Origin of the sequence: Nocardia violaceofusca NBRC 14427 (assembly GCF_963869435.1) — a bacterium.
Classification (GTDB): Bacteria; Actinomycetota; Actinomycetes; order Mycobacteriales; family Mycobacteriaceae; genus Nocardia; species Nocardia aobensis.
Genome location: NZ_CAWMPM010000020.1, coordinates 22,918 through 49,462, shown reverse-complemented (window position 1 = coordinate 49,462; position 26,545 = coordinate 22,918). Strand labels below are relative to the sequence as shown.

21 protein-coding genes are annotated in these 26,545 nt (G+C 68.6%); 10 read left to right on the top strand and 11 right to left on the bottom strand.

All coding sequences use genetic code 11. The features are described 5' to 3' along the window. Positions 1–10: 10 nt before the first annotated feature. Positions 11–1,024 carry a biotin synthase BioB gene (gene bioB, locus AC5592_RS16590; protein WP_030514661.1) on the bottom strand — a complete coding sequence of 338 codons (1,014 nt, stop codon included), beginning with the start codon at positions 1,022–1,024 and terminating at the stop codon, positions 11–13. A 172-nt stretch (positions 1,025–1,196) separates the two neighbouring features. Between bioB and AC5592_RS16585 the strand changes: the two genes are divergently transcribed. From AC5592_RS16585 to AC5592_RS16570, 4 genes are all read left to right on the top strand, one after another. Then, positions 1,197–1,781: a TetR family transcriptional regulator gene (locus AC5592_RS16585; protein ID WP_036500482.1), complete on the top strand. Its 585-nt coding sequence runs from the start codon at positions 1,197–1,199 to the stop codon at positions 1,779–1,781. A gap of 187 nt (positions 1,782–1,968) precedes the next feature. Beyond that, the gene (locus AC5592_RS16580) at positions 1,969–3,000 is read left to right on the top strand and encodes a FecCD family ABC transporter permease (protein WP_063064749.1); all 1,032 of its coding nucleotides are present in this window, start codon (positions 1,969–1,971) and stop codon (positions 2,998–3,000) included. After that, positions 2,997–3,812 (top strand): ABC transporter ATP-binding protein, encoded by an 816-nt coding sequence (locus tag AC5592_RS16575; protein ID WP_232329390.1) that lies wholly within the window; start codon positions 2,997–2,999, stop codon positions 3,810–3,812. The genes AC5592_RS16580 and AC5592_RS16575 overlap by 4 nt, the downstream gene beginning before the upstream one ends. Positions 3,813–3,817: 5 nt before the next feature. Beyond that, complete coding sequence (locus tag AC5592_RS16570) at positions 3,818–4,840, top strand: ABC transporter substrate-binding protein (protein WP_063064748.1); 1,023 nt, start codon at positions 3,818–3,820, stop codon at positions 4,838–4,840. Positions 4,841–4,853: 13 nt separating this feature from the next. On the opposite strand, the gene AC5592_RS16565 is transcribed toward AC5592_RS16570, so the two are convergent. From AC5592_RS16565 to AC5592_RS16535, 7 genes are all read right to left on the bottom strand, one after another. After that, positions 4,854–5,999: an alpha/beta fold hydrolase gene (locus tag AC5592_RS16565; protein ID WP_063064747.1), complete on the bottom strand. Its 1,146-nt coding sequence runs from the start codon at positions 5,997–5,999 to the stop codon at positions 4,854–4,856. 73 nt (positions 6,000–6,072) lie between these two features. Then, complete coding sequence (locus AC5592_RS16560; RefSeq protein ID WP_036500475.1) at positions 6,073–6,411, bottom strand: MmcQ/YjbR family DNA-binding protein; 339 nt, start codon at positions 6,409–6,411, stop codon at positions 6,073–6,075. A gap of 57 nt (positions 6,412–6,468) precedes the next feature. After that, positions 6,469–7,149, bottom strand: a complete 681-nt coding sequence (gene bioD, locus AC5592_RS16555; RefSeq protein WP_063064746.1) for a dethiobiotin synthase — start codon at positions 7,147–7,149, stop codon at positions 6,469–6,471. A gap of 30 nt (positions 7,150–7,179) precedes the next feature. After that, positions 7,180–8,328 carry an 8-amino-7-oxononanoate synthase gene (locus tag AC5592_RS16550; RefSeq protein WP_063064745.1) on the bottom strand — a complete coding sequence of 383 codons (1,149 nt, stop codon included), beginning with the start codon at positions 8,326–8,328 and terminating at the stop codon, positions 7,180–7,182. An 81-nt stretch (positions 8,329–8,409) separates the two neighbouring features. Next, positions 8,410–9,549: an FAD-dependent monooxygenase gene (locus AC5592_RS16545; protein WP_063064744.1), complete on the bottom strand. Its 1,140-nt coding sequence runs from the start codon at positions 9,547–9,549 to the stop codon at positions 8,410–8,412. Positions 9,550–9,612: 63 nt separating this feature from the next. Further along, positions 9,613–10,458 carry a class I SAM-dependent methyltransferase gene (locus tag AC5592_RS16540; RefSeq protein WP_198163860.1) on the bottom strand — a complete coding sequence of 282 codons (846 nt, stop codon included), beginning with the start codon at positions 10,456–10,458 and terminating at the stop codon, positions 9,613–9,615. Positions 10,459–10,606: 148 nt separating this feature from the next. Then, positions 10,607–11,878: an adenosylmethionine--8-amino-7-oxononanoate transaminase gene (locus AC5592_RS16535; RefSeq protein WP_063064743.1), complete on the bottom strand. Its 1,272-nt coding sequence runs from the start codon at positions 11,876–11,878 to the stop codon at positions 10,607–10,609. Between the two features lie 155 nt (positions 11,879–12,033). On the opposite strand from AC5592_RS16535, the gene AC5592_RS16530 reads away from it, so the two are divergent. From AC5592_RS16530 to treY, 3 genes are all read left to right on the top strand, one after another. Then, positions 12,034–12,999, top strand: coding sequence for a bifunctional helix-turn-helix transcriptional regulator/GNAT family N-acetyltransferase (locus AC5592_RS16530; protein ID WP_036500454.1), 966 nt, complete (start codon positions 12,034–12,036; stop codon positions 12,997–12,999). A 91-nt stretch (positions 13,000–13,090) separates the two neighbouring features. After that, positions 13,091–15,238 (top strand): glycogen debranching protein GlgX, encoded by a 2,148-nt coding sequence (glgX, locus tag AC5592_RS16525; protein WP_063064742.1) that lies wholly within the window; start codon positions 13,091–13,093, stop codon positions 15,236–15,238. Beyond that, on the top strand, positions 15,235–17,661 hold the full coding sequence (gene treY, locus AC5592_RS16520; RefSeq protein WP_063064741.1) for a malto-oligosyltrehalose synthase: 2,427 nt from the start codon (positions 15,235–15,237) through the stop codon (positions 17,659–17,661). The genes glgX and treY overlap by 4 nt, the downstream gene beginning before the upstream one ends. Before the next feature lie 18 nt (positions 17,662–17,679). On the opposite strand, the gene AC5592_RS16515 is transcribed toward treY, so the two are convergent. After that, positions 17,680–18,213, bottom strand: coding sequence for a transglycosylase SLT domain-containing protein (locus AC5592_RS16515; RefSeq protein ID WP_086007217.1), 534 nt, complete (start codon positions 18,211–18,213; stop codon positions 17,680–17,682). A gap of 538 nt (positions 18,214–18,751) precedes the next feature. Then, on the bottom strand, positions 18,752–20,026 hold the full coding sequence (locus tag AC5592_RS16510) for a T6SS phospholipase effector Tle1-like catalytic domain-containing protein (protein WP_084506759.1): 1,275 nt from the start codon (positions 20,024–20,026) through the stop codon (positions 18,752–18,754). Positions 20,027–20,547: 521 nt separating this feature from the next. On the opposite strand from AC5592_RS16510, the gene dnaE reads away from it, so the two are divergent. Beyond that, a complete protein-coding gene (gene dnaE / locus AC5592_RS16505) occupies positions 20,548–24,093 on the top strand; it encodes a DNA polymerase III subunit alpha (RefSeq protein WP_036500439.1) in 3,546 nt (1,181 codons plus the stop codon). Between the two features lie 115 nt (positions 24,094–24,208). Here the strand turns inward: dnaE and AC5592_RS16500 are convergent, their stop codons facing one another. After that, positions 24,209–24,445: a hypothetical protein gene (locus tag AC5592_RS16500; protein WP_063064740.1), complete on the bottom strand. Its 237-nt coding sequence runs from the start codon at positions 24,443–24,445 to the stop codon at positions 24,209–24,211. A gap of 108 nt (positions 24,446–24,553) precedes the next feature. Here AC5592_RS16500 and AC5592_RS16495 point away from each other — a divergent pair, with 108 nt between their 5' ends. Together AC5592_RS16495 and ilvA are read left to right on the top strand one after the other, a co-directional pair. Further along, positions 24,554–24,997, top strand: a complete 444-nt coding sequence (locus tag AC5592_RS16495) for a nitroreductase family deazaflavin-dependent oxidoreductase (protein WP_063064763.1) — start codon at positions 24,554–24,556, stop codon at positions 24,995–24,997. A 126-nt stretch (positions 24,998–25,123) separates the two neighbouring features. Next, on the top strand, positions 25,124–26,479 hold the full coding sequence (gene ilvA, locus AC5592_RS16490) for a threonine ammonia-lyase IlvA (RefSeq protein WP_051024513.1): 1,356 nt from the start codon (positions 25,124–25,126) through the stop codon (positions 26,477–26,479). Positions 26,480–26,545 lie beyond the last annotated feature (66 nt).

Sequence of the window (26,545 nt, the reverse complement as noted above, 5' to 3'; positions counted from 1 at the left end):
CCGCGGGAGCTCAGAGGGTCTCGTTGAGCGCCTTGATCGGCATCTTCAGATCGGTGAGCAGGTCCAGGTCCGCTTCGGCGGGGCGGCCGAGCGTGGTCAGGTAGTTGCCGACGATCACGGCGTTGATGCCACCGAGGATGCCCTGCTTGGCGCCCAGGTCGCCGAGGGTGATCTCCCGGCCGCCCGCGAAACGCAGGATGGTGCGCGGCAGCGCGAGCCGGAACGCGGCGACGGCGCGCAGCGCATCGGCCGCGGGCAGCACCTCGAGGTCACCGAACGGGGTGCCCGGGCGCGGGTTGAGGAAGTTCAGCGGAACCTCGTCGGGCTCCAATTCGGCCAGGTTGGCAGCGAATTCGGCCCGCTGCTCCAGGGTTTCACCCATGCCGAGGATGCCGCCGCAGCACACCTCCATACCGGCCTCGCGCACCATGCGCAGGGTGTCCCAGCGCTCCTCCCAGGTGTGGGTGGTGACCACGTTCGGGAAGTGCGAGCGCGAGGTCTCGAGGTTGTGGTTGTAGCGGTGCACGCCCATCGCGGCGAGCTGATCGACCTGTTCCTGGTTCAGCATGCCCAGCGAGCAGGCGACCTGGATGTCGACCTCGTTGCGGATGGCCTCGACGCCGGCGGCGACCTGCGCCATCAGCCGCTCGTCCGGACCGCGCACGGCGGCGACGATGCAGAATTCGGTGGCGCCGGTCTTGGCGGTCTGCTTCGCGGCCTCGACCAGGCTCGGGATGTCGAGCCAGGCGGCGCGCACCGGCGACTGGAACAGGCCCGACTGCGAGCAGAAGTGGCAGTCCTCGGGGCAGCCGCCGGTCTTGAGCGAGATGATGCCCTCGACCTCGACCTCCGGGCCACACCACTTCATCCGCACCTCGTGCGCGAGCTCCAGCAGCGCCTCGAGCTGGTCGTCGCCCAGGCGCAGCACCTCGAGGGTCTGCTCCTGAGTCAGTCCGACGCCACGTTCGAGAACCTGCTCGCGCGCGGTGGCCAGAATGTCGGTCTTCACGGGTGCCTGCGTCACAGCACGAATCCCTTCGTCCGGCCAGTACGGCCGTGCTTATTGCGGCATGGACTGGGCCCTCCGTGGTTACGCGGGCTGCCGCCTCCGGGCCTGCGCGTCCATACCGTGCAACTTGAACGGTGTTCAGGCTAGGGTAGCGGGGTCAGTGAGTCAAAACACGCGAGGGGTAGAAGTGCAGCTACATCGGGCGGATGTGATCGACGGTGCCATCGCCATCCTCGATCAGTACGGGCTCGCCGATCTGACCATGCGCCGCCTCGCCACCGCTCTGCACGTGCAGCCGGGGGCGCTGTACTGGCATTTCCCGAACAAGCAGGCGCTGCTCGGCGCGGTCGCCGACCGCATCCTCACCCCGATGGAGGAACCGGTCGCCGCCGCGGACTGGCCGGGCCAGATCAGCGAACTCGCGCATCGGCTGCGGTCGTGCCTGCTGGCCTATCGCGACGGCGCGGAGGTGGTCTCGGCCACCTACGCCTCCCGGCTGACCACCAGCAAGGGCCGGGAACGCTTGGCCAGTGCGATGATTCGCGGCGGCATGACCCACGAGGAAGCGGATCTGGCGGCCTACACGCTGCTGTACTACGTCCTCGGCGAGACGGTGGACGAGCAGTCGCGGATGCAGATGGATTCCGCGGGCGCGCTGGCGGAGGAGGATTCCCCGCTCTACGAGAACACCTCGGCCACCGAGCGATTCGACTTCGGGTTGCAGCTGTTCGTGGGCGGGGTGCTGCATCTGCTCGGGAGCCGGGTGCGCTAGCCGGACATTTCGGACGGTAGCATTCGGACCGTCATCCCCGGCGGCGCGGGAATCCGGTGGAAATCCGGAACGGTCGCGCCACTGTGACCGCGGGCGGGCGCCGATGTGCGGACCCGCTGCGGGAGTCAGACCTCGGTCGCCGGGCACTGCTCTGAAGAGGTCGCGTGATGCCTGTGGAGTTCCGGCGATGAATCGCGTCCGGACAACGATCGTCGTTCCCGTAACGCTGGCGTCGCTGCTCGTCGCGATGGTGGTGGCGACCGCGTGTGGCGCCGAACCGCTTCCGATCCCGGCGGTGCTCGAGGTGCTGGGCGGACATCTGGGCGGCTCCGGTGCGGTCGATTCCGCCTTCGACACCATCGTGTGGCAGTTGCGGGTTCCGCGCACGATCCTGGCCGCGGTGGTCGGCGCGGGCCTGGCACTCGCCGGGGCCGCCATGCAGACATTGGTGCGCAATCCCCTGGCCGATCCCTATCTGCTGGGTGTGTCCTCGGGCGCGGGGGTGGGCGCCGCTGCCGTGATCACGTCGGGGTGGTTCGCCGGGGCCGGCATCTGGGCGCTGTCGGGCGGCGCGCTCGCCGGCGCGTTGACAGCGGCGGCCACGGTGTTCGCGATCGCGATGGCGCAGGGCGGGTTGACGCCGCTGCGCCTCGTCCTGACCGGAACCGTGCTGGGATCGGCGTTTTCGGCGCTGAGCAGCTATCTCATCTTCCGCAGCGCCGACCCGAAGGCCGCGCAGTCGGTGCTGTTCTGGCTGCTCGGCAGCCTGGCCGGAGCCGATTGGACACGAATCGCGGTGCCCGCCATCGTCGTTGCGCTCGCGGCGGCGACTCTGCTGGCCGTACACGGGTGGCTCGACGCGTTGAGCGTGGGCGCCGAAACCGCCGCATCGGTGGGAGTGCCGGTGCGGGCCCTGCGATACGGGCTGTTCGTCGGACTGGCCATCCTGGTCGGCGTGCTGGTCGCGGTGTCCGGCGGGATCGGCTTCGTGGGTTTGGTGGTACCGCATGCGGCGCGGATGCTGGTGGGCTCCACCCATCGGCGATTGCTGCCGGTCGCGGCGCTGTGCGGTGCGCTGTTCCTGGTCGTGGCCGACGCGGCGGCACGAGTTCTCGTGCGGCCCACCGAAATTCCGGTGGGTGTGCTCACCGGGCTGATCGGCGCGCCGGTGTTTCTGCTGCTGATGGGCCGGCGGCACTACCGATTCGGTGCGGCGTGAACGGGCCACTCGCGTCCGGCGCGCCGGAAACCGCCGCCGCGACACTGCGGGTGGAGCGGATGACATGCGGGCCGCGCGGCAGAGTCGTTCTGACGGACGTCGATTTCGAGGTCCGGCCCGGTGAGGTGATCGGCATCGTCGGACCCAACGGCGCCGGGAAGTCGACGCTGCTGCGCACACTGGCCGGACTGCTGCGACCGCGGACCGGCCGGGTTCTGGTCGACGGTGAAGCGCTGCGGGCGATGTCGCCGCGCCGGCGTGCTCGCCTGGTCGCCCTCGTCGGACAGGACGAGCAGCCGCCCGCCGATCTGTACGCCGGTGAGGTGGTCGCGCTGGGGCGGACACCGTATCTGCCGCCGTGGGGCGCCGGCAGTCCGGCCGAACGCCGCGCGGTCGAGGACGCCTTGGCCGCGGTCGATCTCGGCGGATTCGCCGATCGCCCGGTGCGTCGGATGTCCGGTGGTGAGCGGCAGCGAGTGCTGCTGGCCCGGGCCCTGGCGCAGACGAGCCCGCTGCTGTTGCTCGACGAGCCGACCAATCACCTGGACATCACCCACCGGCTCGCGCTCCTGGATCTGGTTCGGGGACTGGGCCGCACCGTCGTGGTCGCCCTGCACGATCTGACCCTGGCGGACCGCTACTGCGACCGGGTGCTGGTCGTGCACGACGGATCCGCTTCAGACCTGCGGGCACCGCGGGAAGCATTGAGTCCGGAGGTTCTCGCCACGGTCTTCGATGTGCGGGCAGCGCGCGTGCGGCATCCGGACACGGGCGCGACACATCTTCTGCTGGAACCGAATACGGAGGCTTAGACGATATGCAACTGCTGCGATGGCTCGCCGTCGGGTCGACTGTCGCGTCCTTGGTGGCGTGTGGCCCCGCGCAGACCTCCGACGGCAATCTGACCCTCACCAATTGCGGTGAACAGGTGCGCTTTCCGGCTCCGGCGCAGCGCATGTTCGTCAACGACACCAATATGGTCGCGATGACACTGGCCTTGGGCGCACAGGATTCGGTGGCCGCGGTGGCCGGTCTGCAACAGGACGTCGTGACCCTGCGGCGGCACTACGGTGACGTCGTCGATCGGTTGAACAATGTCGCGCCGAGCTCGCCGTCCCGGGAGACGGTGCTGGCCCGGCGCCCCGATGTGATGGTGGCCGGCTGGAACTACGGCTACAGCGAGGCCACCGATCTCACGCCGGATACGCTGCGCGCCAATGGTATCGCGCCCTACATCCTCACCGAGAGCTGCCGACCGCACGCCGGTCAGCGGCAACGCGGCACCGTCGAACCGTGGGCGGCGCTGCGCGCGGATCTGTCGAATCTGGGCGCGATCACCGGTCATACCGACCGGGCCACCGCACTCGTCGCCGACATCGATACCCGCCTCCAGCGCTTGCGCGCCGCGCCGCGGGCCGCGACACCGCCGACCCTGTTCGTCTTCGACAGCGCGAGCGAAACCATCTTCTCCAGCGGCAGATTCGGCGGCCCCCAGGCCGTCCTCGAGGCCGCCGGTGCCCGCAACGCACTCGACGATGTGGCCGACACGTGGACGGCGGTGTCGTGGGAGCGACTGGCCGCCGCGGACCCGGACGCCCTCGTCTTCGTCGACTACCCGGGGCAGAGCTTCGCCCAGAAGGTGGACGCGCTGCGCGCCAAACCCGGCATCAACCGGCTGCGCGCGGTGACCGAGCAGCGGTTCCTCAACCTGCCCTATGTGCTCTGGACGTCGAGCCCGCTCAACATCGATGCCGCCGAGCAGCTGCGGGCACAACTCGAGCGGTGGAATATGCTGCCGCCCTCGGGTATTCGCCCGGCATTCGACGACACCGTGCGCTGATCCACACGCCGGATCACGGCATACCCATGGTCTGCTCGGAGTGCACCAGCCCGATGAACGGCACGATCTGCTGCGCGATCACCGTGTTGTATTCGCGCGGATGCTGCCGCGGATCGGCATGGCCGGTGCTGCGGGTCAGCACCACCAGGAGCGTGCCGTCGACACCGCCGACGGTGTCGATCAGCGCGCGATGGGTGTATTCGTCGTCCACGACGGAATCCCGGTACGGATCGTGCGGGCGGATGAAGACGATGGCCGGCCGGGCTTTGCCGGACGCGGGCTTCGCCAGCGCGTGCAGGTCGTCGATCGCGCCGCTGGCGACGATGGCCTTGAACTGATCCTCGATGAGGCCGTTGCTGGCGGCGTCGGTGTTGAAGATCTTCTGCCGCAGCACATCGGTGACCGTGCGGCCCAGCGACGCCGTCCGGATCCCCGGCGGATCGGAGCCGTAGTCGATGAATTGGTTACGGCGGGAATAGGTTTCCGCCAGCAGCCGCAACCCCCGGCTCTCCCGCGTGCCGGGGAACCAGCCGAACCAGCGCAGCAGATCCTCACCCTGGTCGCGGCTTTCCGGCCGTACCGCGGCCAGGTCGACCGGCGTGCAATCCAGGATCACCCCGGACAGGGTGCGCGTGCTGTGGGTGTGGATGTGCTTGGCGATCTCGAGTGCGATCACCCCGCCCATGCTGTGGCCGACCAACACCACCTTGTGGATGCGGGCGGCCTCGGTGACGCGGATGATCAGATCACTGATCACCTTGGTGTCGATACCGGTGTTGTCGTAGCGCACCGCCCACACCGAACCCAGCTGCCGCAGTGAGGGCAGGGCGCGCGCGGTGTCGGAGGCATCGAGCGAACCCAGGCCGACGAGGTCGAAAACCGCGGTATCGCGGTCGCTCGCGGCGGCCGGGCCCGAAATGGGCAGCACCGCGGGATCGGTGCGCGCCAGCCGTGCCTGCTCGGGGGAAACGTCGTAGTGCCAGTACTGCGCGAACACGACGAGTACGACGATCGGGACCAGCGCCGCCCGCAGCAGCACGCGCCGCGTCCGCCCCAGCGTCCGCCAGCGGTGCCCTGCACGGGTTTCGGTCAGCCGGGCCCGCCGTCGCGCATCGTCGTAATCCGCGACCGTGGAAGGGTGCCGATCTCGCATGGACATCCCTACCCACTGTAAGGGCGTTCGCGACCGGCGCATCCGTTCCGCGGTGCGGCGCGGTGATACCCGTTGTCGATTACCGCTGGTCGTCGAGGAGGTGACGGGGCGCGGCCTGGCGCCACGAATCCAGAATGATCGCCTCCAATTCGGCCCGGTCGTCCAGGGCGGCCAGCCGGGCGCGAACCCACGCGTTACCGGCCTCGTGCGCGGCGATCCAGAATTTCGCGGGCTCGGCCGCGACCAGCTCGTCGCGGTCGATGATCGGGCAGCGCACCGCCATCGAGGTCTCGGCCTCGGGCAGGGTCAGAAACAGCTTGCCCGCGACCCGGAAAGTGGGCATCCCCCAGGCGAATTGCTCCGATGTCTCCGGCAGCGACAGGGCATAGTCGCGGGCATCCTCCCCGGTTGCGCTCATGTCCCGCATCCTGCCAGGCCCCACCGACACGAACGGGGCCTCGCCACGACGGGCGGCTCAGCCCAGGTATCGGCGAACCCAGTCGGCGTGGAACCATCCGGAGGCGGTGTCGGCGAATCGCTCGGGCAGCCACTGTCCGGCGCCCTCGGGGATCACCCCCACGACCTCGACGCCGGTGACCTCCGGCAGGTCGGTGCGGTTGCATTCGGAGGCGAGATCCGGTGCGCTCGGCCAGGATCCGATGACCAGCCCCGCGCACCGCACACCGGCGGCGGCGAGGGCCCGGGTGGTGAGTTCGCTGTGGTTGAGAGTGCCCAGCCCCGCGGCCGCGACCACGAGCACCGGCGCGTCGAGTTTCTGTGCCAGGTCGAGCAGCGTGAACTCCCCGACCCGAACCAGCAGGCCACCGGCGCCCTCGATCAGGGTGAGGTCGGCATCGGCCAGGGAGTCGATGCCGGCCACCGTCTCACCGAGGGTGAGCAGCGGTTGCCCGCAGCGGCGGGCGGCGGTGTCGGGAGCCAGCGGTTCGGGATAGCGGGCCAGTTCGAGCGTGCGGGTCACACCCGCCAGCCGCTCGATCACCGCGAGGTCGCCGGCTTCGCCCGGAGCCATGCCGGTCTGTGCCGGTTTGCACACCGCGACCGTGCGCCCGGCCGAGCGCGCCGCCGCGGCCAGCGCGGCCGTGACGACGGTCTTCCCGACGTCGGTCGAGGTGCCCGTCACGATCAACCTGCTCATATCGCCTCGCTCCTCCAATTCTCGCATCACTCAGGCAGCTTGCGGGTCCCGCGCCGCGGTCAGCACCTCGTCCAGCACCGTGGCGATGATCTCCATCTCGGCCTCGGTGAGGTCGGCACGCGCGGTCAATCGCAGCCGCGAGGTGCCCTCCGGCACCGACGGCGGCCGGAAACAGCCCACGCTCAGACCGCGCGCCCGGCACTGCTGCGCGGCGTCGAAGGCCACCTGCGCCTGCCCGAGCACCACCGAGACGACCGCCGAATCCGGTTGCGGCACATCGGCGATGCGGGCGATCTCGGCGGCACGGGTGAGGACTCGCCCGCCCAGTTCCGGTTCCTTGCGCAGCAGCCGCAACGCCGCATGGGCGGCGCCCACCGCGGCGGGCGCCAATCCGGTGTCGAAGATGAAGGTGCGCGCGGTATCGATGAGGTGGGCGCGTACCCGTTCGTCGCAGAGCACGATTCCACCTTGCGCGGCAAGGGCTTTCGACAGGGTGGCGGTCACGATCAGATCCGGTTGCCCGGCCAGGCCGAGTTCCTGCACCAGGCCGCGGCCGCCGTCGCCGCGCACGCCGATGCCGTGCGCCTCGTCGACGATCAGCACCGCGCCGTTCGCGCGGACCACCCGATGCAGGTCGGTCAGCGGCGCGAGGTCGCCGTCGGCGCTGAACACCGAATCGGTGAGCACCAGCGCACGCTCCTCCGTCCGCTGCGACAGCAGCCGGTCGACGGCCTCGACATCGCGATGCGGCGCGATCTCCACCCGGGCCCGCGAGAGCCGGCAGGCGTCGACCAGCGAGGCATGACTACCGGCGTCGGAGACCACCAGCGCACCGCGACCGGCCAGCGCGGTGACGACACCGAGATTGGCGGCGTAGCCGGAGGCGAAGACCAGGCCCGCCTGCGCCCCCACGAAGTCGGCCAGGTCGGCCTCGAAGTCCTCGTGCGCGACGGTGGTGCCGGTGACCAGCCGCGATCCGGTCGCGCCGGCGCCCCAGGTCCGGACCGCCTCGACCGCGCCCGCGATCACCTCGGGGTGGCGCGACAGACCCAGGTAATCGTTGGAGGCGAGGTCGATGAGATCGCTGTGCGCCGGTCGCGCCCGCAACCGCCGCCGCAACCCGGCGCGCACCCGGTCACCCGCACGCTCGTCCAACCAGCTCAACGGATCCTCGTTCACAGCTCGGAAGCATACTTGAACGCCGTTCAGGACGGTGGCGGCGGGTGCGATCCACCGTGCCCGCCGCAGGTGGCGAACCCGTCAGGCCGGTGGCGTCCAGTCGAGGGCGCGCGCGAAGGCGCGCGGCATCGCCCAGCCGGGCATCAGCCGCAACGCGGTGTCGCGGGCACGCACCGCGGGCGTCCACGACCATTGCGCGACCGTTCCGATCCGCCGGGAACGGTGGGCGAGGGCCCGGGTGCGCGGGCGACGCAGCGCGTCGTAGCGGCGCAGCGCGTCGTCGATCTCGCCGTTGTCGAGCAACGCGGCCAGGGTGACCGCATCCTCGAGGGCGAGGTTCGCGCCCTGGCCCATATTCGGCGTCATGGCGTGTGCGGCGTCGCCGAGCAGCGCGACGCGTCCGCGGACGAACGTCGGTAGATCGGGCAGATGGTAGATGTCGTGGCGCATCACCGAATCCGGCGACACCGCGTCCAGCAGCGGCGGAACCGGATCGGGCCACGCGCCGAAACGTCTGCGCACGGCGGCGAATTCGCCGTCGGGCGCGCGCTCGCCTTCGGCCGCGTTCACCGCGCCGAACATGTATACCCGATGGTCGGCGAGCGGGACGATGCCGAAAATCTCACCGCTGCCCCAGATCTGGCCGCCCTGGCGAAGGTCGGGCTGCGGTTCGGTGATCATTCGCCACGCGGTGTATCCGGCGTAGCGGGGTGGGCGGGCATGCGGGCAGACCGCGGTCCGCACGACGCTGCGCAGGCCGTCGGCACCGATCACGAGATCCGCCGTCTCCGCTCCCCCGCTGTGCAGAACCTGCACCGCCGGGTCTTCGATGTCGACCCCGGTGACGGTGACTCCCAGGCGCAGACGGTCCTCGCCGAGCGCCGTGCGCAGGATGTCGAACAGGTCCGCGCGATGGACCGCCACCACCGGGCCGTACCGGTCGGCCACTTTCTCGGTGTCGGTGCGGGTCAGCCAGCGGCCGGAGCGGTCACGGATTCCGCCCTCGGTATCGGCCATCGCGCGCGAGCGCACCTCCGCGCCCACGCCGATCGCATCCAGTGCGCGTAACCCGTTGGGCCACAAGGTCAATCCCGAGCCGACCTCACCGACGGCGGCGGCTCGCTCCCAGACCTCGACGTCGTGTCCGCGCCGATGCAACGCGATCGCGGCGGCCATACCGCCGATTCCCCCGCCGACGACGATCACTCGCAGTGCCCGCATTCCCCACTCCTCGGCTCCTAGGCGTCGCGGTCCAGCCAAACACACCGCGCACGCCGCCGCGGGTCAGCCGCCGATGCGCGCATGTGCAAGCCGGCACAGATCCACCGGTTGCAGCGCATCGGCCCGCTCCCACCAGCCCGCCGGTACGGCCGCTCGGTGGCTGATGTGCTCGACCGTGGCGAATCCGTACCGGCGCAGGACGTCGTCGAGGGTTTCCGGGGTGAAGGTGCTCAGCCACGGTTCGCCCTGTGCGCTGGTGACGGGCTGGACGGATTCGGCGTAGGCGTGCCCGTTGCCGTCGCGCAGTGCCGGATCGAGCATGTACTCCATCACCAGTTCCGACCCCGGGGCCAGACCGGACAGGGCGGCCAGCGTGGCGCCGATCGCCTCGGCGGTGAGATACATGCTGACTCCGAGCCAGCTGACCACGGCGCGGCGTTCACAGTCGAATCCGGCATCGGCCAATTGCCGTGGCAATTCGTCGCGTTCGAAATCGACTGGTACGAAAATCACCTCGCCGACCGGCTGGATATCGCCGATGGCGAGGATTTCCCTTTTCCACCGCTGGGTGCCGGGATGGTCGACCTCGAATACCCGGACGCCTTCGGCCGGACCGCGATATCCGAAACTGTCGAGTCCCGCACCGAGAACGACATATTGCGCCGCGGCCGATTCGGCGAGGCGCTGTTCGGTCCAGTGGCTGCGCACCGTCGCCTGCGCCCGGACCGCCGCCAGCAGCGGATGGTCGCCGTGGTGCAGGTGGTAGCCGATGAGCTCTTCCGCATGCGGGCCGAGCAGGGCGGAGGCCATGGTGTCGCGGAACAGATAGGGCTCGCTGTCGATCAGCAGATGGGCCGCGCGGGCCGCGGCCGCCATCATCGCCGTGCGACTGGGTTCGGTGCCGATCATCGAATTCCCTTTCACCGTCCTGCGGACCCGGTGGATATCACCGGGCGAATTCCGATGATAGACAGGAATTTTCGCGCTCGCCGTCACCATATCACACGAAAATGAATATCCGATATACGACAAACGGCGGGCCGGAAGGGAATTCGGCTCACCCCGCCGCGGCGGTGGCGACGACACCGGCGGCGATGCGCGCGATATCGTCGGCGCTGCTGATGAACGGCGGCATGGTGTAGACCAGATTGCGGAACGGCCGCAGCCATACGCCGGCCTCGACGGCGGCGCGGGTCGCGGCGACCATATCGATCGAATGGTCGAGTTCGACCACCCCGATCGCGCCGAGCACGCGCACGTCCACCACGCGCGGATTGTCCTGCGCCGCGGCGAGTCCCGATTTCAGACCGGCCTCGATCGCGGCGACCTCGCCCGCCCAGTCCCGCGAGAGCAGCAGCTCGACGGAGGCCACCGCGACCGCACAGGCCAGCGGATTGCCCATGAAGGTGGGCCCGTGCATGAGCCCGCCGTGCGCCGCGCTGACGGTCTCGGCGATGCGGGTGGTGCACAGTGCTGCCGCCAGGGTCATATATCCGCCGGTGATGGCCTTGCCCACGCACATCACGTCAGGCGCCACGCCGGCGGCCTCGGCGGCGAAAAGCGTTCCGGTGCGGCCGAATCCGGTGGCGATCTCGTCGAAGACCAGCAGCACACCGTGCTGGTCGCACAACCGGCGCAGCTCGTTCAGGTAGCGCGGATGATGAAAACGCATGCCGCCCGCGCCCTGCACGACGGGCTCGACGATCACCGCCGCGGTCTCGTGCGCGTGCGCGGCCAGCAGCCGATCCAGTTCCGCGACGTAGGCGGGATCGAAGTCGACCGGCGGTACGGGCGCGAAGATCTGCTCGGCCAGCACGTCGGTCCACAGCGAGTGCATGCCGCCCTCGGGATCGCACACGCTCATCGGGGTGAAGGTGTCGCCGTGGTATCCGCCGCGCCAGGTGAACAGCCGCCGCTTGCCCGGCTGTCCGAGCGCCCGCCAGTACTGCAGGCACATCTTGGCCGCGACCTCGACCGACACCGACCCCGAATCGCAGAGGAACACCTTGTCCAGACCGTCGGGAGTCAGCTCCACGAGCAGCTGGGACAGTCGCACCGCCGGCTCGTGGGTGAGCCCGCCGAACATGACATGACTCATCCGCCGCGACTGCTCGACCAGTGCGGCGTCCAGCACCGGATGCCGGTAGCCGTGGACCGCCGCCCACCACGAACTCATCCCGTCGACCAGTTCGCGGCCGTCGGCGAGGGTCAGGCGGGTGCCCGCGGCCGAGGCGACCACCAGCGGTTCGGTGCTCGCGGGGAAGCCGCCGTAGGGATGCCACACATGGGCGGCGTCGAGGGCGGTGATCTGGTCGGCTGTCAGGGCCACGCGGATCCCTTCACGAGACGGTCTTGAACGCTGTTCAAGTTATCACCGCGATGAATCACGTCGGCACCGGGACCGCGCCTCCGAATATTCGTTCTCCCGCACCGCGAGGCGTTCGCGCGATATCTTTGACTCAGTCAAAGAACTGGAGGGCAGCCATGACGACTGCGGCACTCGACCACGACGACGTCGGCGCGGTGCGCGCGTTCAACCGCCGCTACACCCGGTTGATCGGCGTCCTCGAAGAACATCTGCTCGACAGCGACTTCTCGCTCACGGAGGCGCGAGTCCTGTTCGAACTCGCCCACTCCGGACCGCTCGGCGTCCGCGCGCTGCGCACCGAACTGGGTCTGGATCCGGGCTATCTGAGCCGGATCCTCGCCCGCTTCGAGAGCGCCGGGCTGGTGCGGCGGCACCGATCCGAGTCCGACGCTCGCCTGCAACTCGTACACCTCACCGACGCGGGACGCGCCGCCGCCGACGACCTCGACCGCCGGTCCGCGCACGACATCGCCGAGCTGCTGGCCGGGCACAGCGCCGCGGACCGGCAGCGCCTGCGCACCGCGATGCGCACGATCGAAGAGCTGCTCGATCCGGCCACCGCGCCAGGCCAGGTGAACACGTCCGCGGCAGGTCACACGAGCGAGGTCCGCCTCCGATCTCCGCGCCCGGGCGACTACGGCTGGATCATCCAGCGCAACGCGGTGCTCTATGCCGCCGAATACGGCTGGGACACCGAGTACGAGGCGCTGGTCGCGAAGATCGTGGCCGAGTTCCTGGCCGGGCACGACCCCGACACCGAGCGGGCGTGGATCGCCGAGGCCGGCGGCGTCGCGGCCGGCGCGGTGTTCTGTGTGCGCGAGGACGACACCACCGCCCGGCTGCGGCTGCTGCTCGTGGAACCGTCGGCGCGCGGGCTCGGCGTGGGCACCGCGCTGGTCGAGCGGTGCCTGCGGTTCGCGGCCGAGGCCGGATATCGGGACATGGTGCTGTGGACCAACGATGTGCTCACCGCGGCGCGGCGGATCTACCAGCGCGCCGGATTCGAACTCGTCGATTCCCGGCCGCACCACAGTTTCGGCGCCGACCTCGTCGGCCAGACCTGGCGGCGCGGCCTGCGGTAACCGCAGCCCATCGATAGCCACCGGATTACCGGACCGGCACGACCCGGCCCACCCGCACCGGCGACTCCGGCACGACGGTTACTGTCGATACATGGTTCGGCCCGATACATCCGGTGAGATGACGCCTCTCGGCGTCTGGCCGGGCGCCGCCTATCCGCTGGGCGCGACCTACGACGGGGCCGGTACCAACTTCTCGGTGTTCTCCGAAGTTGCCGAACAGGTCGAGCTGTGCCTGATCGATCGCGCGGGCGGTGAGCACCGCATCCCGCTCGACGAGGTCGACGGGTACGTCTGGCACGCCTATCTGCCCACCGTCGCCCCCGGCCAGCGCTACGGGTTCCGCGTGCACGGACCCTACGATCCCGCCCGCGGATTGCGCTGCGACAGCAGCAAATTACTGCTCGACCCCTACGGCAAGGCCTTCGCGGGCCGGTTCGCCACCGACGCCACCCTGCACACCTACGGCGCGGATACGCTGGGGCACACCATGACCGGCGTGGTGGTCAACCCGTACTTCGACTGGGCCGGCGACCGCCCGCCGCGGCGGCCCTACCACGAAACCGTCATTTACGAAGCCCACGTGAAGGGGCTGACGATGACGCATCCGGCGATTCCGCAGCGACTGCGCGGCACCTACGCGGGTATCGCGCACCCGGCGATCATCGACCATCTGCTGGCGCTGGGGGTCACCGCCATCGAGCTCATGCCGGTCCACCAGTTCCTGCACGACCGGATCCTGCTCGACCGCGGTCTGCGAAACTACTGGGGGTACAACAGTTTCGGTTATCTGGCGCCGCACCACGAGTACGCCGCCGACCCGCGCGCCGGGGCCGCGGTCACCGAATTCAAGGCGATGGTCCGGGCACTGCACAGCGCCGGCATCGAGGTGATCCTCGACGTGGTCTACAACCACACCGGCGAGGGCAATCACCTCGGGCCGACGATCGGCCTGCGCGGGATCGACAACGCGGCGTACTACCGTCTGGCCGAGGACGATCCGGCGCACTACATGGACTACACCGGTACCGGCAACAGCCTCAACGTGCGCCACCCGCACACGTTGCAGCTGATCATGGATTCGCTGCGGTACTGGATTGTCGATATGCACGTCGACGGCTTCCGCTTCGATCTGGCGGCCACGCTGGCGCGCGAATTGCACGATGTGGACCGGCTTTCCACCTTCTTCGACCTGGTGCAGCAGGATCCGGTGGTCAGTCAGGTCAAACTGATCGCCGAGCCGTGGGATGTCGGCGAGGGCGGCTACCAGGTCGGGAACTTCCCCGGCCTGTGGACCGAGTGGAACGGCAAGTACCGCGACACCGTGCGCGACTACTGGCGCGGCCGACCGGCGACCCTGGGTGAATTCGCCTCGAGGTTCACCGGCAGTTCCGACCTGTACGAGGCCACCGGCCGCCGGCCGGGTGCGAGTATCAACTTCGTCACCGCCCACGACGGCTTCACGCTGCGAGATCTGGTGTCCTACAACGACAAACACAATCACGCCAACGGCGAGGACAATCGCGACGGCGAGGACTACAACCGGTCCTGGAACTGCGGGATCGAAGGTCCCACCGACGATCCGGAGGTGTGTGCGCTGCGAGATCGCCAGAGCCGCAACATGATCGCCACCCTGGCGCTGTCGCAGGGCACACCCATGCTGCTGCACGGCGACGAGATCGGGCGTACGCAGCAGGGCAACAACAATGCCTACTGCCAGGATTCGCCGGTCTCCTGGATGGATTGGGGGGCCGCGCAGAAATACGCCGATCTGCTGACGTTCACGCGCGCCGCGTTCGCGCTGCGCCGTGCCCATCCGGTGTTCCGGCGCCGGCGCTTCTTCGACGGACGTCCCGGCACCCCCGGCGAACTGCCCGGCGCACACGCCGGCGATATCGCGTGGTTCACCCCCGGCGGCACGGAGATGACGACCGCCGACTGGAATACCGGCTTCGCCCGGTCGCTGGCGGTGTTCCTCAACGGCGAGGCGATCGCCGAACCGGGCCCACGCGGGGAACGAGTGCGCGATGATTCGTTCCTGCTGTGTTTCAATGCCCACGACGCACCCCTCGAATTCGCCGTACCCGGACCGGAATTCGGCGCGCACTGGACGGTGGCGCTGGACTGCTCGACACCCACCGGGCGCGCAGATGCCACCTATTCCGCAGCGACCACGGTCGCCGTACCCGCTCGCTGCCTGCTCGTTCTCCGCCGTTCCGAATCCACACCGATATCGAGATGACAGACACCCCTTCCCCTGAACACCGCACCGGCCCGATCGCCCGCCGGACGCCCGTGCGCAGTACGTACCGACTGCAGCTGCGCCCGGACGCCCTGACCTTCGCCGATGCCCGCGCGATCGCCGAATATCTACAGCAGCTGGGCATTTCGCATCTCTACCTGTCTCCGGTGATGACCGCGATGCCGGGCTCCGCGCACGGCTACGACGTCACCGATCCGACCACCGTGTCGGCGGCACTGGGCGGGCCGGGTGGGCTGAAGGCTCTCGCCGACGAGGTCCGCGCCCGCGGCATGGGGCTGATCGTCGATCTGGTGCCCAACCACGTCGGCGTCGGCGATCCGCGGCGCAATCCGTGGTGGTGGGATGTGCTGCGCAACGGCAAGAATTCGAAGTTCGCGCATTTCTTCGACATCGACTGGAGCCCGGGCAACGGCGCGGGCGGGCGGCTCGCGCTGCCGGTCCTGCACAGTGAGAACGATCCGGCGGCGCTGACCGTCGATCGCTCGGGCCCCGAACCCGTCCTCGCCCTGCGCGACCTGCGCTTCCCGATCGCCCCGGGCACCGACGGGGAGAACGCGCTGCGCATCCACGACCGCCAGCACTATCGCCTCGTCAGCTGGAAGGCCGGGATCTGCAGCTATCGGCGATTCCTGGCGGTCTCCGAACTGGCGGCCATCCGGCAGGAGGAGCCGGCGGTGTTCGACCTGACCCATCGCGAACTGGCCGCCTGGTGCGAGCACGATCTGATCGACGGGGTGCGCGTCGATCATCCCGACGGATTGTCGTATCCGGCCGCCTATCTGGCGAAACTGCGCCGGCTGATCGGTCCGCAGCGGCTGCTGATCGTGGAGAAGGTGCTCGGCCGGAACGAACCGCTCGACGCCACCCTGCCCGTGGACGGCACCACCGGATACGAAGCGCTCGCGGAGGTCGGCGGCATCTTCGTCGATCCGGCCGGGGAACACGCGCTCACCGAACTGTCGCGGCGGATATCGGGGCACGGCAGCGATGCCGCATGGATGGCCGACACCGAACATCGCATCAAACGCGCGGTGGCCGAACGGCTGCTCGTTCCCGAGGTCCGGCGATTGGTCGGCGCGGTGAAGCGCGACGCCGCGGTGAACGGATTCGATTCGGCGGCGATCAGCGATATGGCGCTGACCAATGCCACCATCGAGGTGCTGTCCTATATGCCGGTGTACCGCACCGACTACGCACCCCTGTCCGGTGTGCTCAGCGCCGTCGTGGCCGAGGTACAGCAGCGCAACCGGGAGCTGACCGCCCCGCTGTCGGTCCTGGTGCGGGCGCTGGCCGCCGGCGGAGAAGCGGCGCGGCGGATGCATCAGGTCGGCGGCGCGGTCGCGGCCAAGGCGGTCGACGACACCATGTTCTATCAGGCGGCGCGTCTGGTGTCGCTGCAGGAGATGGGCGGTGATCCGAGCCGGTTCGGCCGGTCGGTGCTGGAATTCCATCTGGCCAATGCCGAACGCGCGGTGCGCCGCCCGACCACGATGACGACGCTGTCAACGCACGACACCAAGCGCGGTGAGGATGTGCGAGCCCGCATCACGGTGCTCTCGCAGGTGGCCGACGGCTGGGCGAAGGCGGTGGGCGCGTGGCTGGAACTGGCGCCCGCACCGGACGGGCAGACCGCGATCTTCCTGCTGCAGAACATGTTCGGCGTGTGGCCGGTGGACGGCCGTCGTCCCGCCACGGTGCCGCGGTTTCGCGAACGCCTGCACCTGTTCGCCGAGAAGGCGGTGCGCGAGGCGGGACTGCGTTCCTCGTGGGAGGAGCCCGACGTCGACTTCGAGGCGGAGGTGCATCGCTGGCTGGACACCGTGATCGACGGGCCGGTCGGCGCCGAACTCGGTGAGCTGGCGACCCGGCTCGCACCGCACGCATGGTCGGATTCGCTGGGGCAGAAGCTGCTTCAGCTGTGCGGCCCCGGCATCCCCGACGTGTATCAGGGGTGCGAGTTGTGGGAGGACTCGCTGGTCGATCCGGACAATCGGCGGCCGGTCGACTTCGGTCATCGCCTGGCGATGCTGCAATCACTCACGGGCACACCGGAATTGGACAATTCCGGGGCGGCGAAGATGTGGATCGTCGCCTACGCACTGTGGTTGCGGCGGGAGCGGCCGGACTGCTTCGTCGGCGGCTCCTATACACCGCTGTTCGGCAGCGGCGACCGCAGCGAACACCTGGTGGGGTACGCGCGCGGCCGCAGCGGCGAGGCGCCGCAGGTGATCGTGGCCGCGACCCGCTACAGCGTGGCCCTGGCCGAGGGCGGGTGGGCCGATACCGTCCTCGACCTGCCCTCGGGCACCTGGACCGACCGCCTCACCGGCCATACGTTCACCGGCCGCACCCGGCTGGAGAAGCTGTTCGCCCGCCTGCCGGTGGCGCTGCTGGTGCGCTGAGGCCGGAGCGAGCCCGGATCAGTACGCCGAGAACACGCTGTCGATCGTGCCGTAGCGGTGTGCGGCGTAGTTGCAGGCGGCGGCGATGTTGGCGACCGGGTCGTAGATGTCACCCGAGGTGCCGTCGACGTGATAGGCGGCGAAGGTGGGATCGATGACCTGCATCAGGCCCTTGGACGGGATGCCGGCCGCGGCGTTGGAGTCGTAGAGGTTGATGGCACGCGGGTTGCCGCCCGACTCGCGCATGACGTTGCGGTAGATGCCGTCGTAGCTGCCCGGAATGCCGTGCTGACCCATCACGAACAGCGCGTGCTTGATCCAGCCGTCGAGGTTGTCGGCATAAGTCTGCGGGACCACCTGCTGCAGCGGCTGCGGCAGGTTCTGCAGGAATTGCTGAGCCTGATCCTGCTGCGGCTGCGGCAATCCCTGCGCCCACTGCTGGGCGCCCTGCTGCAGTTGCGGCGGCACAGCCGGGGCGTCGGCGTGGGCCGCGACGGGCACGGTGACGACGGCGGCGAGGACGGCGAGGGGTAACAGTCTTCTGATCTGCATGGCGATACGAGCTCCGGGTATGTCGAACGGTGGTGGGACCATCGCGACGATCCACAGAACAAAAGCCCGCTCGCCGCGGTGAAAACAGACCGTTGGTCTGCTTCCTGGCGAGTCACAGAATGATTGCGGCAAGTTAACGTAACCATAACGACAAATGAACAGCGGGTGTTATTACGCTGAGAAAAATCCGCTGGACCTGCAGTAATGTGTGCAACGGATCACACGCCGGTTTTATCTCGATCAGATCACGCACCACTGCCCTGCTCCGAACCGAGATCGCTCCCCACCCTTAAGCCGCTGAGACACAAGCGAACCCGGGCGCGTACCGGAAGCGCCCGGGACAGGTTTCAGCGGCCGGGGATCACCCGGCTCGGGACCACTCCACACGCCGGAAAAACACCGCCATGCCGCCACCGGTTCCGAGGCGGCACTCCCGCCGAGCGTCGAGAACCGGTCATTTCCGGCAGCAGCAAGCGGCAGCTCCCCTGAGCCGCCGCACCGCGCCGCCGGCGAACGCGCCGGGGGCACGCGGTGACTGTCAGGCGGCGGTGCCGGCGACCGAGCCGCTGCCCGCCGGATGCTCCGCGCCCGGCACATGCTGTTCGGCTGCCGGGTGGTGACCGTCGACGCCGTCGTCGTGCTCGTCGTTGTGCTCGCCGACCGGCAGGGTGGGCAGCGGTCCGGCGAGTTCCTCGGCCCAGCGGACGACGTTCGGCGGGCGGTAGGTCGCGCACGGCGCGGCACAGTCGGCGAGGTAGACGAGCCGATCGCCGGGTGCGCACAGACGGCGCCAGGAATCGGCGTAGAAGCGGGGGTTGCGCGGATGCAACGCCCACCCCACCCGATTGAGGACGCGGTAGAAGACGGTCAGCGAATCATGCGCCCGCGGAGGCGAATTCGGCGTCGAATCCGCCACGGCGACAGTCGAATCCGGCGCGGCGGCCGATTGCGCCGGGGTACCGCGGCCCAGGAGCTGTTCGACGCGCTCGTCGTCGAAACTCAATCCGGCCCCGCGAGCCTGGTCGACCATCCAGCGCAGCGTGATGTCGGAGAGCCGGCTGTCGGCGTAGCCGCCGCCGATATCGGTGTGCACTCCCTGGAACCACACCTGCTGCACCCGGTCGGCACCGACCGGGCCGCCCTCGGGGTCGTCGGTGACCTCCCACAGGCAGGGCGCGTACATCCGGCGGCGCTCGTCGATCGCCAGCGCTTGCCGCGCGTACCGCACATTGCGCGACAGCCGCACATCGTGGAAGCGGTAGCGCCACGAGGTCAGCAGCGGCACCCCGAGCGCGCCGACGGTGTCGAAGACGCCGACGAAGTGGATCGGCACCGGATAGACGCAATGCCGCTCACGGAATTCGATCCACTCCGGCCGATCCGGGCCGTCGGGATCCAGTTTGCGCTGGCGGTAGATCGCCAGCGCCTCCGGATACGTCCGCTCGATCATCGCGTCGGCGGTGAGCAGCCCGAGCCGGTTGACCATCCCGACCAGGCTGCGGGCCGTATAGGCCCCGCGGCTGAAGCCGAAGACGTAGATCTCGTCCCCCGGCTCCCAATTCAGGGCGAGCTGCCAGTACATCGTGGACAGATTGGCGTCGAGTCCGAGCCCGAACGCGCCGCCGAGCAGTTTATCGGCCAGATAGCCGCGGGAGCCGGGGCCGTCGACATAGAAAACCCGTTGTCCCACATGGTCGCCCGCGTCGGTGACGGCACTCGACCGCACCGACTCGGCGATCTTCACAACATTGGAGACCGTCGGAGTGCTCTCCGATCCCCACGTGCCGTCACAGCACACAACCAAACGCTTCATACCGGTAATCCTCCCGCCCCGTACCGTGTCGCTCGCGAGTAGCGAACTACTCGAATCATCGCGCAGCGCGAGTGATTACGTTAATGCTCGCGCGCATCGGATGTCGGGAACGCGAGTAGTGGGAGGCCGCCCGCTCGCGATCCGCCGGCAACTACCTACGGCGGCGTTCGACGACGAAGACAACGGTGAAGGGAATGATGACGGCCGACCGCCCTCGTCTCGGTCGACCGTCATCGGCGAGACGGGGAGTGGCCCGAAGACCACCGACCGCCGTGACGCACCGATCTGCCCTTGTGGACCGTTCGTCTCTCGCAGCCGGGTTATCGCCGCCGGGCCCGCGCGGCGTTACCGGGGGCCACTCGAATCCCTTCCGGCTATCGCCCGCTGCGGTGAGATTCGCCACGGTGATGCGGGCGGTTCGCGGCGATTCCGGCGGACTCGCCGCGAACCGCCGAACCGCGAATTGCACGCATGTAGTTCCCTGGCGCCGGGTGTCGGTCCGGTCGACTAGGATTCCTCGCGTGGCCGACTCGGGATTCGTACATCTGCACAATCACACCGAGTACTCGATGCTCGATGGCGCCGCCAAGATCACGCCCCTGTTCAAGGAGGCGGAGCGGCTCGGGATGACCGCGGTCGGGATGACCGACCACGGCAACATGTACGGCGCCTCGGAGTTCTACAACTCGGCCAAGAAGCAGGGCATCAAGCCGATCATCGGCATCGAGGCGTACATCGCGCCCGAGTCGCGGTTCAACACCAAGCGCGTGCAGTGGGGCGACCCGAGCCAGAAGAGCGACGACGTCTCCGGTTCCGGCGCCTACACGCATATGACGATGGTCGCCGAGAACGCGACCGGTCTGCGGAATCTGTTCAAGCTGTCGAGCCTGGCCTCCATCGAGGGACAGCTCGGCAAGTGGGCGCGGATGGACGCCGAGATCATCGCCCAGTACGCCGAAGGGATCATCGCGACCACCGGCTGCCCGTCCGGCGAGGTGCAGACGCGGTTGCGCCTGGGCCACGACCGCGAGGCCCTGGAGGCCGCGGCCAAGTGGCAGGAGATCTTCGGCAAGGACAACTTCTTCCTCGAGCTCATGGACCACGGGCTGTCCATCGAGCGCCGCGTGCGCGAGGGCCTGATCGAGGTCGGCAAGAAGCTGGGCATCCCGCCGCTGGCCACCAACGACTGCCACTACGTGCACGAATCCGACTCCACGAATCACGAAGCGCTGCTGTGCATTCAGACCGGTAAGACGCTCTCGGACCCGACCCGCTTCAAATTCGACGGCAGCGGCTACTACCTGAAGTCGGCCGCGGAGATGCGCGAGATCTGGGACGGCGAGGTCCCCGGCGCCTGCGACAACACGGTGCTGATCGGCGAGCGGGTGCAGTCCTACGAGGACGTGTGGACCCACCGCGACCGGATGCCGAAATTCCCGGTTCCCGAGGGTGAGACCGAGGCGTCGTGGCTACGCAAGGAGGTCGCGCGCGGCCTCGAGTACCGCTTCCCCGACGGTGTCCCGCAGAAGTATCTCGACCAGGCCGAATACGAGATCAACGTCATCCTCGAGATGGGCTTCCCGGCCTACTTCCTCGTCGTCGGCGACCTGATCAATCACGCTCGCGAGGTCGGGATCCGGGTCGGGCCCGGTCGTGGTTCGGCCGCCGGCTCGCTGGTCGCCTACGCGCTGAAGATCACCAACATCGACCCGCTGCCGCACGGTCTGCTGTTCGAGCGATTCCTCAACCCCGAGCGCGTGTCGATGCCCGATATCGATATCGACTTCGACGATCGCCGCCGCGGTGAAATGGTCCGCTACGCCACCGAGAAGTGGGGCACCGACCGGGTCGCCCAGGTCATCACCTTCGGCACCATCAAAACCAAAGCGGCGCTGAAGGATTCGGCCCGCGTGCTGTTCGGCCAGCCCGGCTTCGCGATCGCCGACCAGATCACCAAGGCGCTGCCGCCGCCGATCATGGCCAAGGACATCTCGGTGTCGGGTATCACCGATCCCGAGCACGAGCGGTACAAGGAGGCCGCCGAGGTCCGCACCCTCATCGAATCCAATCCCGATATCGCCAAGATCTACGACACGGCGAAGGGACTGGAAGGCCTGATCCGCAACGCCGGTGTGCACGCCTGCGCGGTGATCATGTCCTCGGAGCCGCTGACCGACGCGATCCCGGTGTGGAAGCGAGCCCAGGACGGCGCCATCATCACCGGCTGGGACTATCCGTCGTGTGAGGCCATCGGCCTGCTGAAGATGGACTTCCTCGGCCTGCGCAACCTCACCGTGCTCGGTGACGCGATCGACAACGCGAAGGCCAACCGCGGTGTCGACGTCGACCTGGACGCGCTGCCGCTGGACGATCCGAAGACGTTCGAACTGCTCGCCCGCGGTGACACGCTCGGTGTGTTCCAGCTCGACGGCGGGCCCATGCGCGATCTGCTGCGGCGCATGCAGCCCACCGCCTTCGAGGACATCGTGGCCGTCGGCGCGCTGTATCGCCCCGGCCCGATGGGCATGAACGCGCACAACGACTACGCCGACCGCAAGAACGGGCGCCAAGAGGTCAAGCCGATCCATCCGGAGCTGGAGGAACCGCTCAAGGACATCCTCGGCGAGACCTACGGTCTGATCGTCTACCAAGAGCAGATCATGCACGTCGCGCAGAAGGTGGCCGGGTACTCGCTCGGACGAGCAGACATCCTGCGCCGCGCGATGGGTAAGAAGAAGGCCGAGGTGCTGGCCGCGGAGTTCGAGGGCTTCGAGAAGGGCATGCTGGAGAACGGTTTCTCCAAGGCCGCGATCAAGGCGCTGTGGGACACCATCCTCCCGTTCGCCGGCTACGCCTTCAACAAATCGCATGCCGCCGCGTACGGCCTGGTCTCCTACTGGACCGCCTACTTCAAGGCCAACTATCCGGCCGAGTACATGGCCGCCCTGCTCACCAGCGTCGGCGACGACAAGGACAAGGCCGCGGTCTACCTGTCGGACTGCCGCCGCCTGGGCATCACGGTGCTGCCGCCCGACGTCAACGAGTCCGAGCAGAACTTCGCGCCGGTCGGCACCGACATCCGGTTCGGTCTGGGCGCGGTGCGCAACGTCGGCACCAACGTGGTGGCCTCGATCATCGCCGCCCGCACCGAGAAGTCGAAGTTCACCGATTTCTCCGACTACCTGAACAAGATCGACACCATCGCCTGCACCAAGAAGGTCACCGAATCCCTCATCAAGGCAGGCGCTTTCGACTCGCTCGGCCATCCGCGCAAGGGCCTGCTGCTGGTGCATTCCGACGCCATCGACGCGGTGATGGCCACCAAGAAGGCCGAGGCGATCGGACAGTTCGACCTGTTCGGCGGCCTCGACGACGGTGACGATTCGATCTCGTCGGTCTTCGACGTCAAGGTGCCCGACGAGGAGTGGGAGGCCAAGCACAAGCTGGCCCTGGAACGCGAGATGCTGGGCCTCTACGTGTCCGGCCATCCGCTCAACGGGGTGGAGCATGTGCTCGCCGCCCAGGCGGATACGCCGATCCCGGCGATTCTGCAGGGCGACGTCAAGGACGGCGCGCAGGTGACCATCGGCGGCATCCTCGCCTCGGTGACCAGGCGCGTCAACAAGAACGGAATGCCCTGGGCCTCGGCGCAATTGGAGGACCTCACCGGTGGTATCGAAGTGCTGTTCTTCCCGCAGGCCTATTCGGTGTACGGGATGGACATCGCCGAGGATGCCGTGGTGCTGGTGAAGGCGCGCGTCTCGGTGCGCGACGACCGGATCTCGCTGATCGCCAACGATCTGGTGGTGCCGGATCTGTCGTCGATCGGTATGGAGAAGCCGCTGGCGGTGACGATCCCGACCCGGCTGTGCACGCCCGACAAGGTGAACGCGCTCAAGCGCGTCCTGTCCAGCCACCCCGGCACCGCCGATGTGCACATCCGCCATGTCGGATCGCGGGAGAAGACCACCTTGCTCAAGGTCGCCGACAACTTGCGGGTGTCGCCGTCCTCGGCGCTGATGGGTGATCTGAAGGCGCTACTCGGCCCGGGCTGCCTGGCGAGCTGAGGACGCGCGGCGCCGCGCATCGACCGGTGCGTCGTGCCGCAGTCCGCTACCGACGACAGAGCATCGCCGACGGGAGCATGTTCGACGTGAGGATGGGCGCTGATAACCCGTGGGGTCAGTCGGTGTAGCGCGGGCGATCCGCCACGAGTCCCACGATCCAGCGCAGTGCCGCGAATCCGGCGCCGATCAGCACCGCGAGCTGCGCCGACCCGGTGATCAGGCCCAGCATCAGCGCGAGCAGCAGACCCAGCGCGACGGCCTCGAGTTTGTACACCGGCCACGGCACACCGGCGAGCCGCACCGTATGCGTGGCACGGCGGACCGGGCGAACGATGGGGCTGACCGCTGTCATGTCGTCAGGTTACACGTATCCCGAAGTTCGGTCCACCGAACATTTGCGGCGATCCGGTCACGAACGACGCCGGGAACACATCCGCGGGCCGCGATTGTTATGCCGGGCATGCCACTCACCGGAGAATACGCACCCAGCTCGTCCGACTGGTCCCGCGAGCAGGCCGAGAAGTACGAGGCCTCCAACGGAACACAAGCCAACACCCTGCTCGACCGGGGAATTCCGATCATCCTGGTCACCAGCGTCGGCGCCAAGACCGGCAAACTGCGCAAGACTCCGCTGATGCGCGTCGAGCACAACGGCGAGTACGCGGCGGTCGCCTCCCTCGGCGGCGCCCCGAAGCATCCCGTCTGGTACTACAACCTCAAGGCCAATCCGACCGTCGAACTGCGCGACGGCGATGTGGTCAAGGACTACACCGCGCGCGAGGTGACCGGCGAGGAGAAGGCCGTGTGGTGGGAGCGCGCGGTCGAGGCCTATCCGGACTACGCCGACTATCAGAAGAAGACCGACCGCGAGATCCCGGTCTTCGTCTTGACCCCGAAGTCCTGATTCACCGGTCCGCGATCATCGCTGCGACGCCCGGCCCTCGGTCCGGGCGTCGCCGGTTTCCGGGCGTACCGGACCGCTGGGGAAACTGCCGCGCGCCGCACCTACCGCGACCGATAGCATGTTCGGGTGTCTGAACCGCTGGATGTCGTAGAGAAAGTATCCGCTCCGCTGCCCGAACTGAGCGCGGACGAGATCGACGCGGCCGCCAAGCGAATTTCCGACATCGTCGAGCCGACCCCGCTACAGCGAATCGAGCGGTTGTCGGCGGCCACCGGTGCGAACGTCTACCTCAAGCGTGAGGACCTCACCGCGGTCCGCTCCTACAAGCTGCGCGGCGCCTACAACCTGATCGTGCAACTCGATGCCGGCGAACGCGCGGCCGGCGTCGTCACCGCCAGCGCCGGCAACCACGCCCAGGGCGTGGCCTTCGCCTGCCGCGCCATGGGAATCCAGGGCCGCATCTACGTGCCGACCACCACGCCCAAGCAGAAACGCGACCGCATCCGCGCCCACGGCGGCGAATTCGTGGAGTTGATCGCCGTCGGCGACACCTTCGACGCGGCGGCCGCGGCGGCCGCCGACGACGTCGCCCGCACCGGCGCCACCATGGTCCCGCCGTTCGACGACGCCCGCACCGCGGCCGGACAGGGCACCGTGGCGGTGGAGATCCTCGAACAGCTGCCGACCGCCCCCGATCTGGTGATCATCCCCGTCGGCGGCGGCGGTTGCCTGGCCGGTATCGGCACCTATCTGCGCGACCGTTCGCATACCACCGCCATCCTGGGCGTCGAACCGGCGGGCGCGGCCTCGATGACAGCCGCGCTCATCGCGGGCGGCCCGGTCACGCTGCCGCAGATCGATCCGTTCGTCGACGGCGCCGCCGTGCGGCGGGTGGGCGAGCTGCCCTATGCCACGGTGTCGAAATTCGGTGGACGCGTGGTGTCACATGCGTCGCTGCCGCTGCTCATCGGCACCGAATCCCCCCGGGGCGCAGGCTCTTTCCGCATGATGCAGGTTGACGAGGGCGCCATCTGCACCGCCATGCTCGAGCTGTATCAGAACGAGGGTGTGATCGCCGAACCGGCGGGTGCGCTGGCGGTGGCCGCGCTGGCCGAGATCGACATCGAGCCGGGGTCGACGGTGGTGTGCCTGCTGTCGGGCGGCAACAACGACATCTCGCGCTACGGCGAGATCATCGAGCGCTCGCTGGTACACCGGGGCCTCAAACACTATTTCCTGGTGAACTTCCCGCAGGAACCCGGTGCGCTGCGCCGCTTCCTCGACGAGGTGCTCGGCCCCGACGACGACATCACCCTGTTCGAATACGTCAAGCGCAACAACCGGGAGACCGGGGCCGCGCTGGTCGGCATCGAACTGGGCGCGCCCTCCGGCCTGGCGGCACTGCTGGCGCGCATGGACGATTCGCCGATCCAATGCCAGCAGCTCGATCCCGACTCCCCCACCTACCAGTACCTCACCTGATCTCCCCCCACGCACCGCCCTGTGCCGCGAAACCTGACGCGGCACAGGGCAGTTCGGCGTTCAGAG

Coding starts and splice junctions, on each gene's coding strand:
- AC5592_RS16580 (WP_063064749.1), top strand. CDS start 1,969: ATGAATCGCGTCCGGACAACGATCGTCGTTCCCGTAACGCTGGCGTCG.
- AC5592_RS16530 (WP_036500454.1), top strand. CDS start 12,034: ATGACGACTGCGGCACTCGACCACGACGACGTCGGCGCGGTGCGCGCG.
- AC5592_RS16510 (WP_084506759.1), bottom strand. CDS start 20,026: ATGAAGCGTTTGGTTGTGTGCTGTGACGGCACGTGGGGATCGGAGAGC.
- glgX (WP_063064742.1), top strand. CDS start 13,091: ATGGTTCGGCCCGATACATCCGGTGAGATGACGCCTCTCGGCGTCTGG.
- AC5592_RS16515 (WP_086007217.1), bottom strand. CDS start 18,213: ATGCAGATCAGAAGACTGTTACCCCTCGCCGTCCTCGCCGCCGTCGTC.
- treY (WP_063064741.1), top strand. CDS start 15,235: ATGACAGACACCCCTTCCCCTGAACACCGCACCGGCCCGATCGCCCGC.
- AC5592_RS16545 (WP_063064744.1), bottom strand. CDS start 9,549: ATGCGGGCACTGCGAGTGATCGTCGTCGGCGGGGGAATCGGCGGTATG.
- bioD (WP_063064746.1), bottom strand. CDS start 7,149: ATGAGCAGGTTGATCGTGACGGGCACCTCGACCGACGTCGGGAAGACC.
- AC5592_RS16560 (WP_036500475.1), bottom strand. CDS start 6,411: ATGAGCGCAACCGGGGAGGATGCCCGCGACTATGCCCTGTCGCTGCCG.
- AC5592_RS16570 (WP_063064748.1), top strand. CDS start 3,818: ATGCAACTGCTGCGATGGCTCGCCGTCGGGTCGACTGTCGCGTCCTTG.
- AC5592_RS16500 (WP_063064740.1), bottom strand. CDS start 24,445: ATGACAGCGGTCAGCCCCATCGTTCGCCCGGTCCGCCGTGCCACGCAT.
- AC5592_RS16540 (WP_198163860.1), bottom strand. CDS start 10,458: ATGATCGGCACCGAACCCAGTCGCACGGCGATGATGGCGGCCGCGGCC.
- AC5592_RS16565 (WP_063064747.1), bottom strand. CDS start 5,999: ATGTCCATGCGAGATCGGCACCCTTCCACGGTCGCGGATTACGACGAT.
- AC5592_RS16495 (WP_063064763.1), top strand. CDS start 24,554: ATGCCACTCACCGGAGAATACGCACCCAGCTCGTCCGACTGGTCCCGC.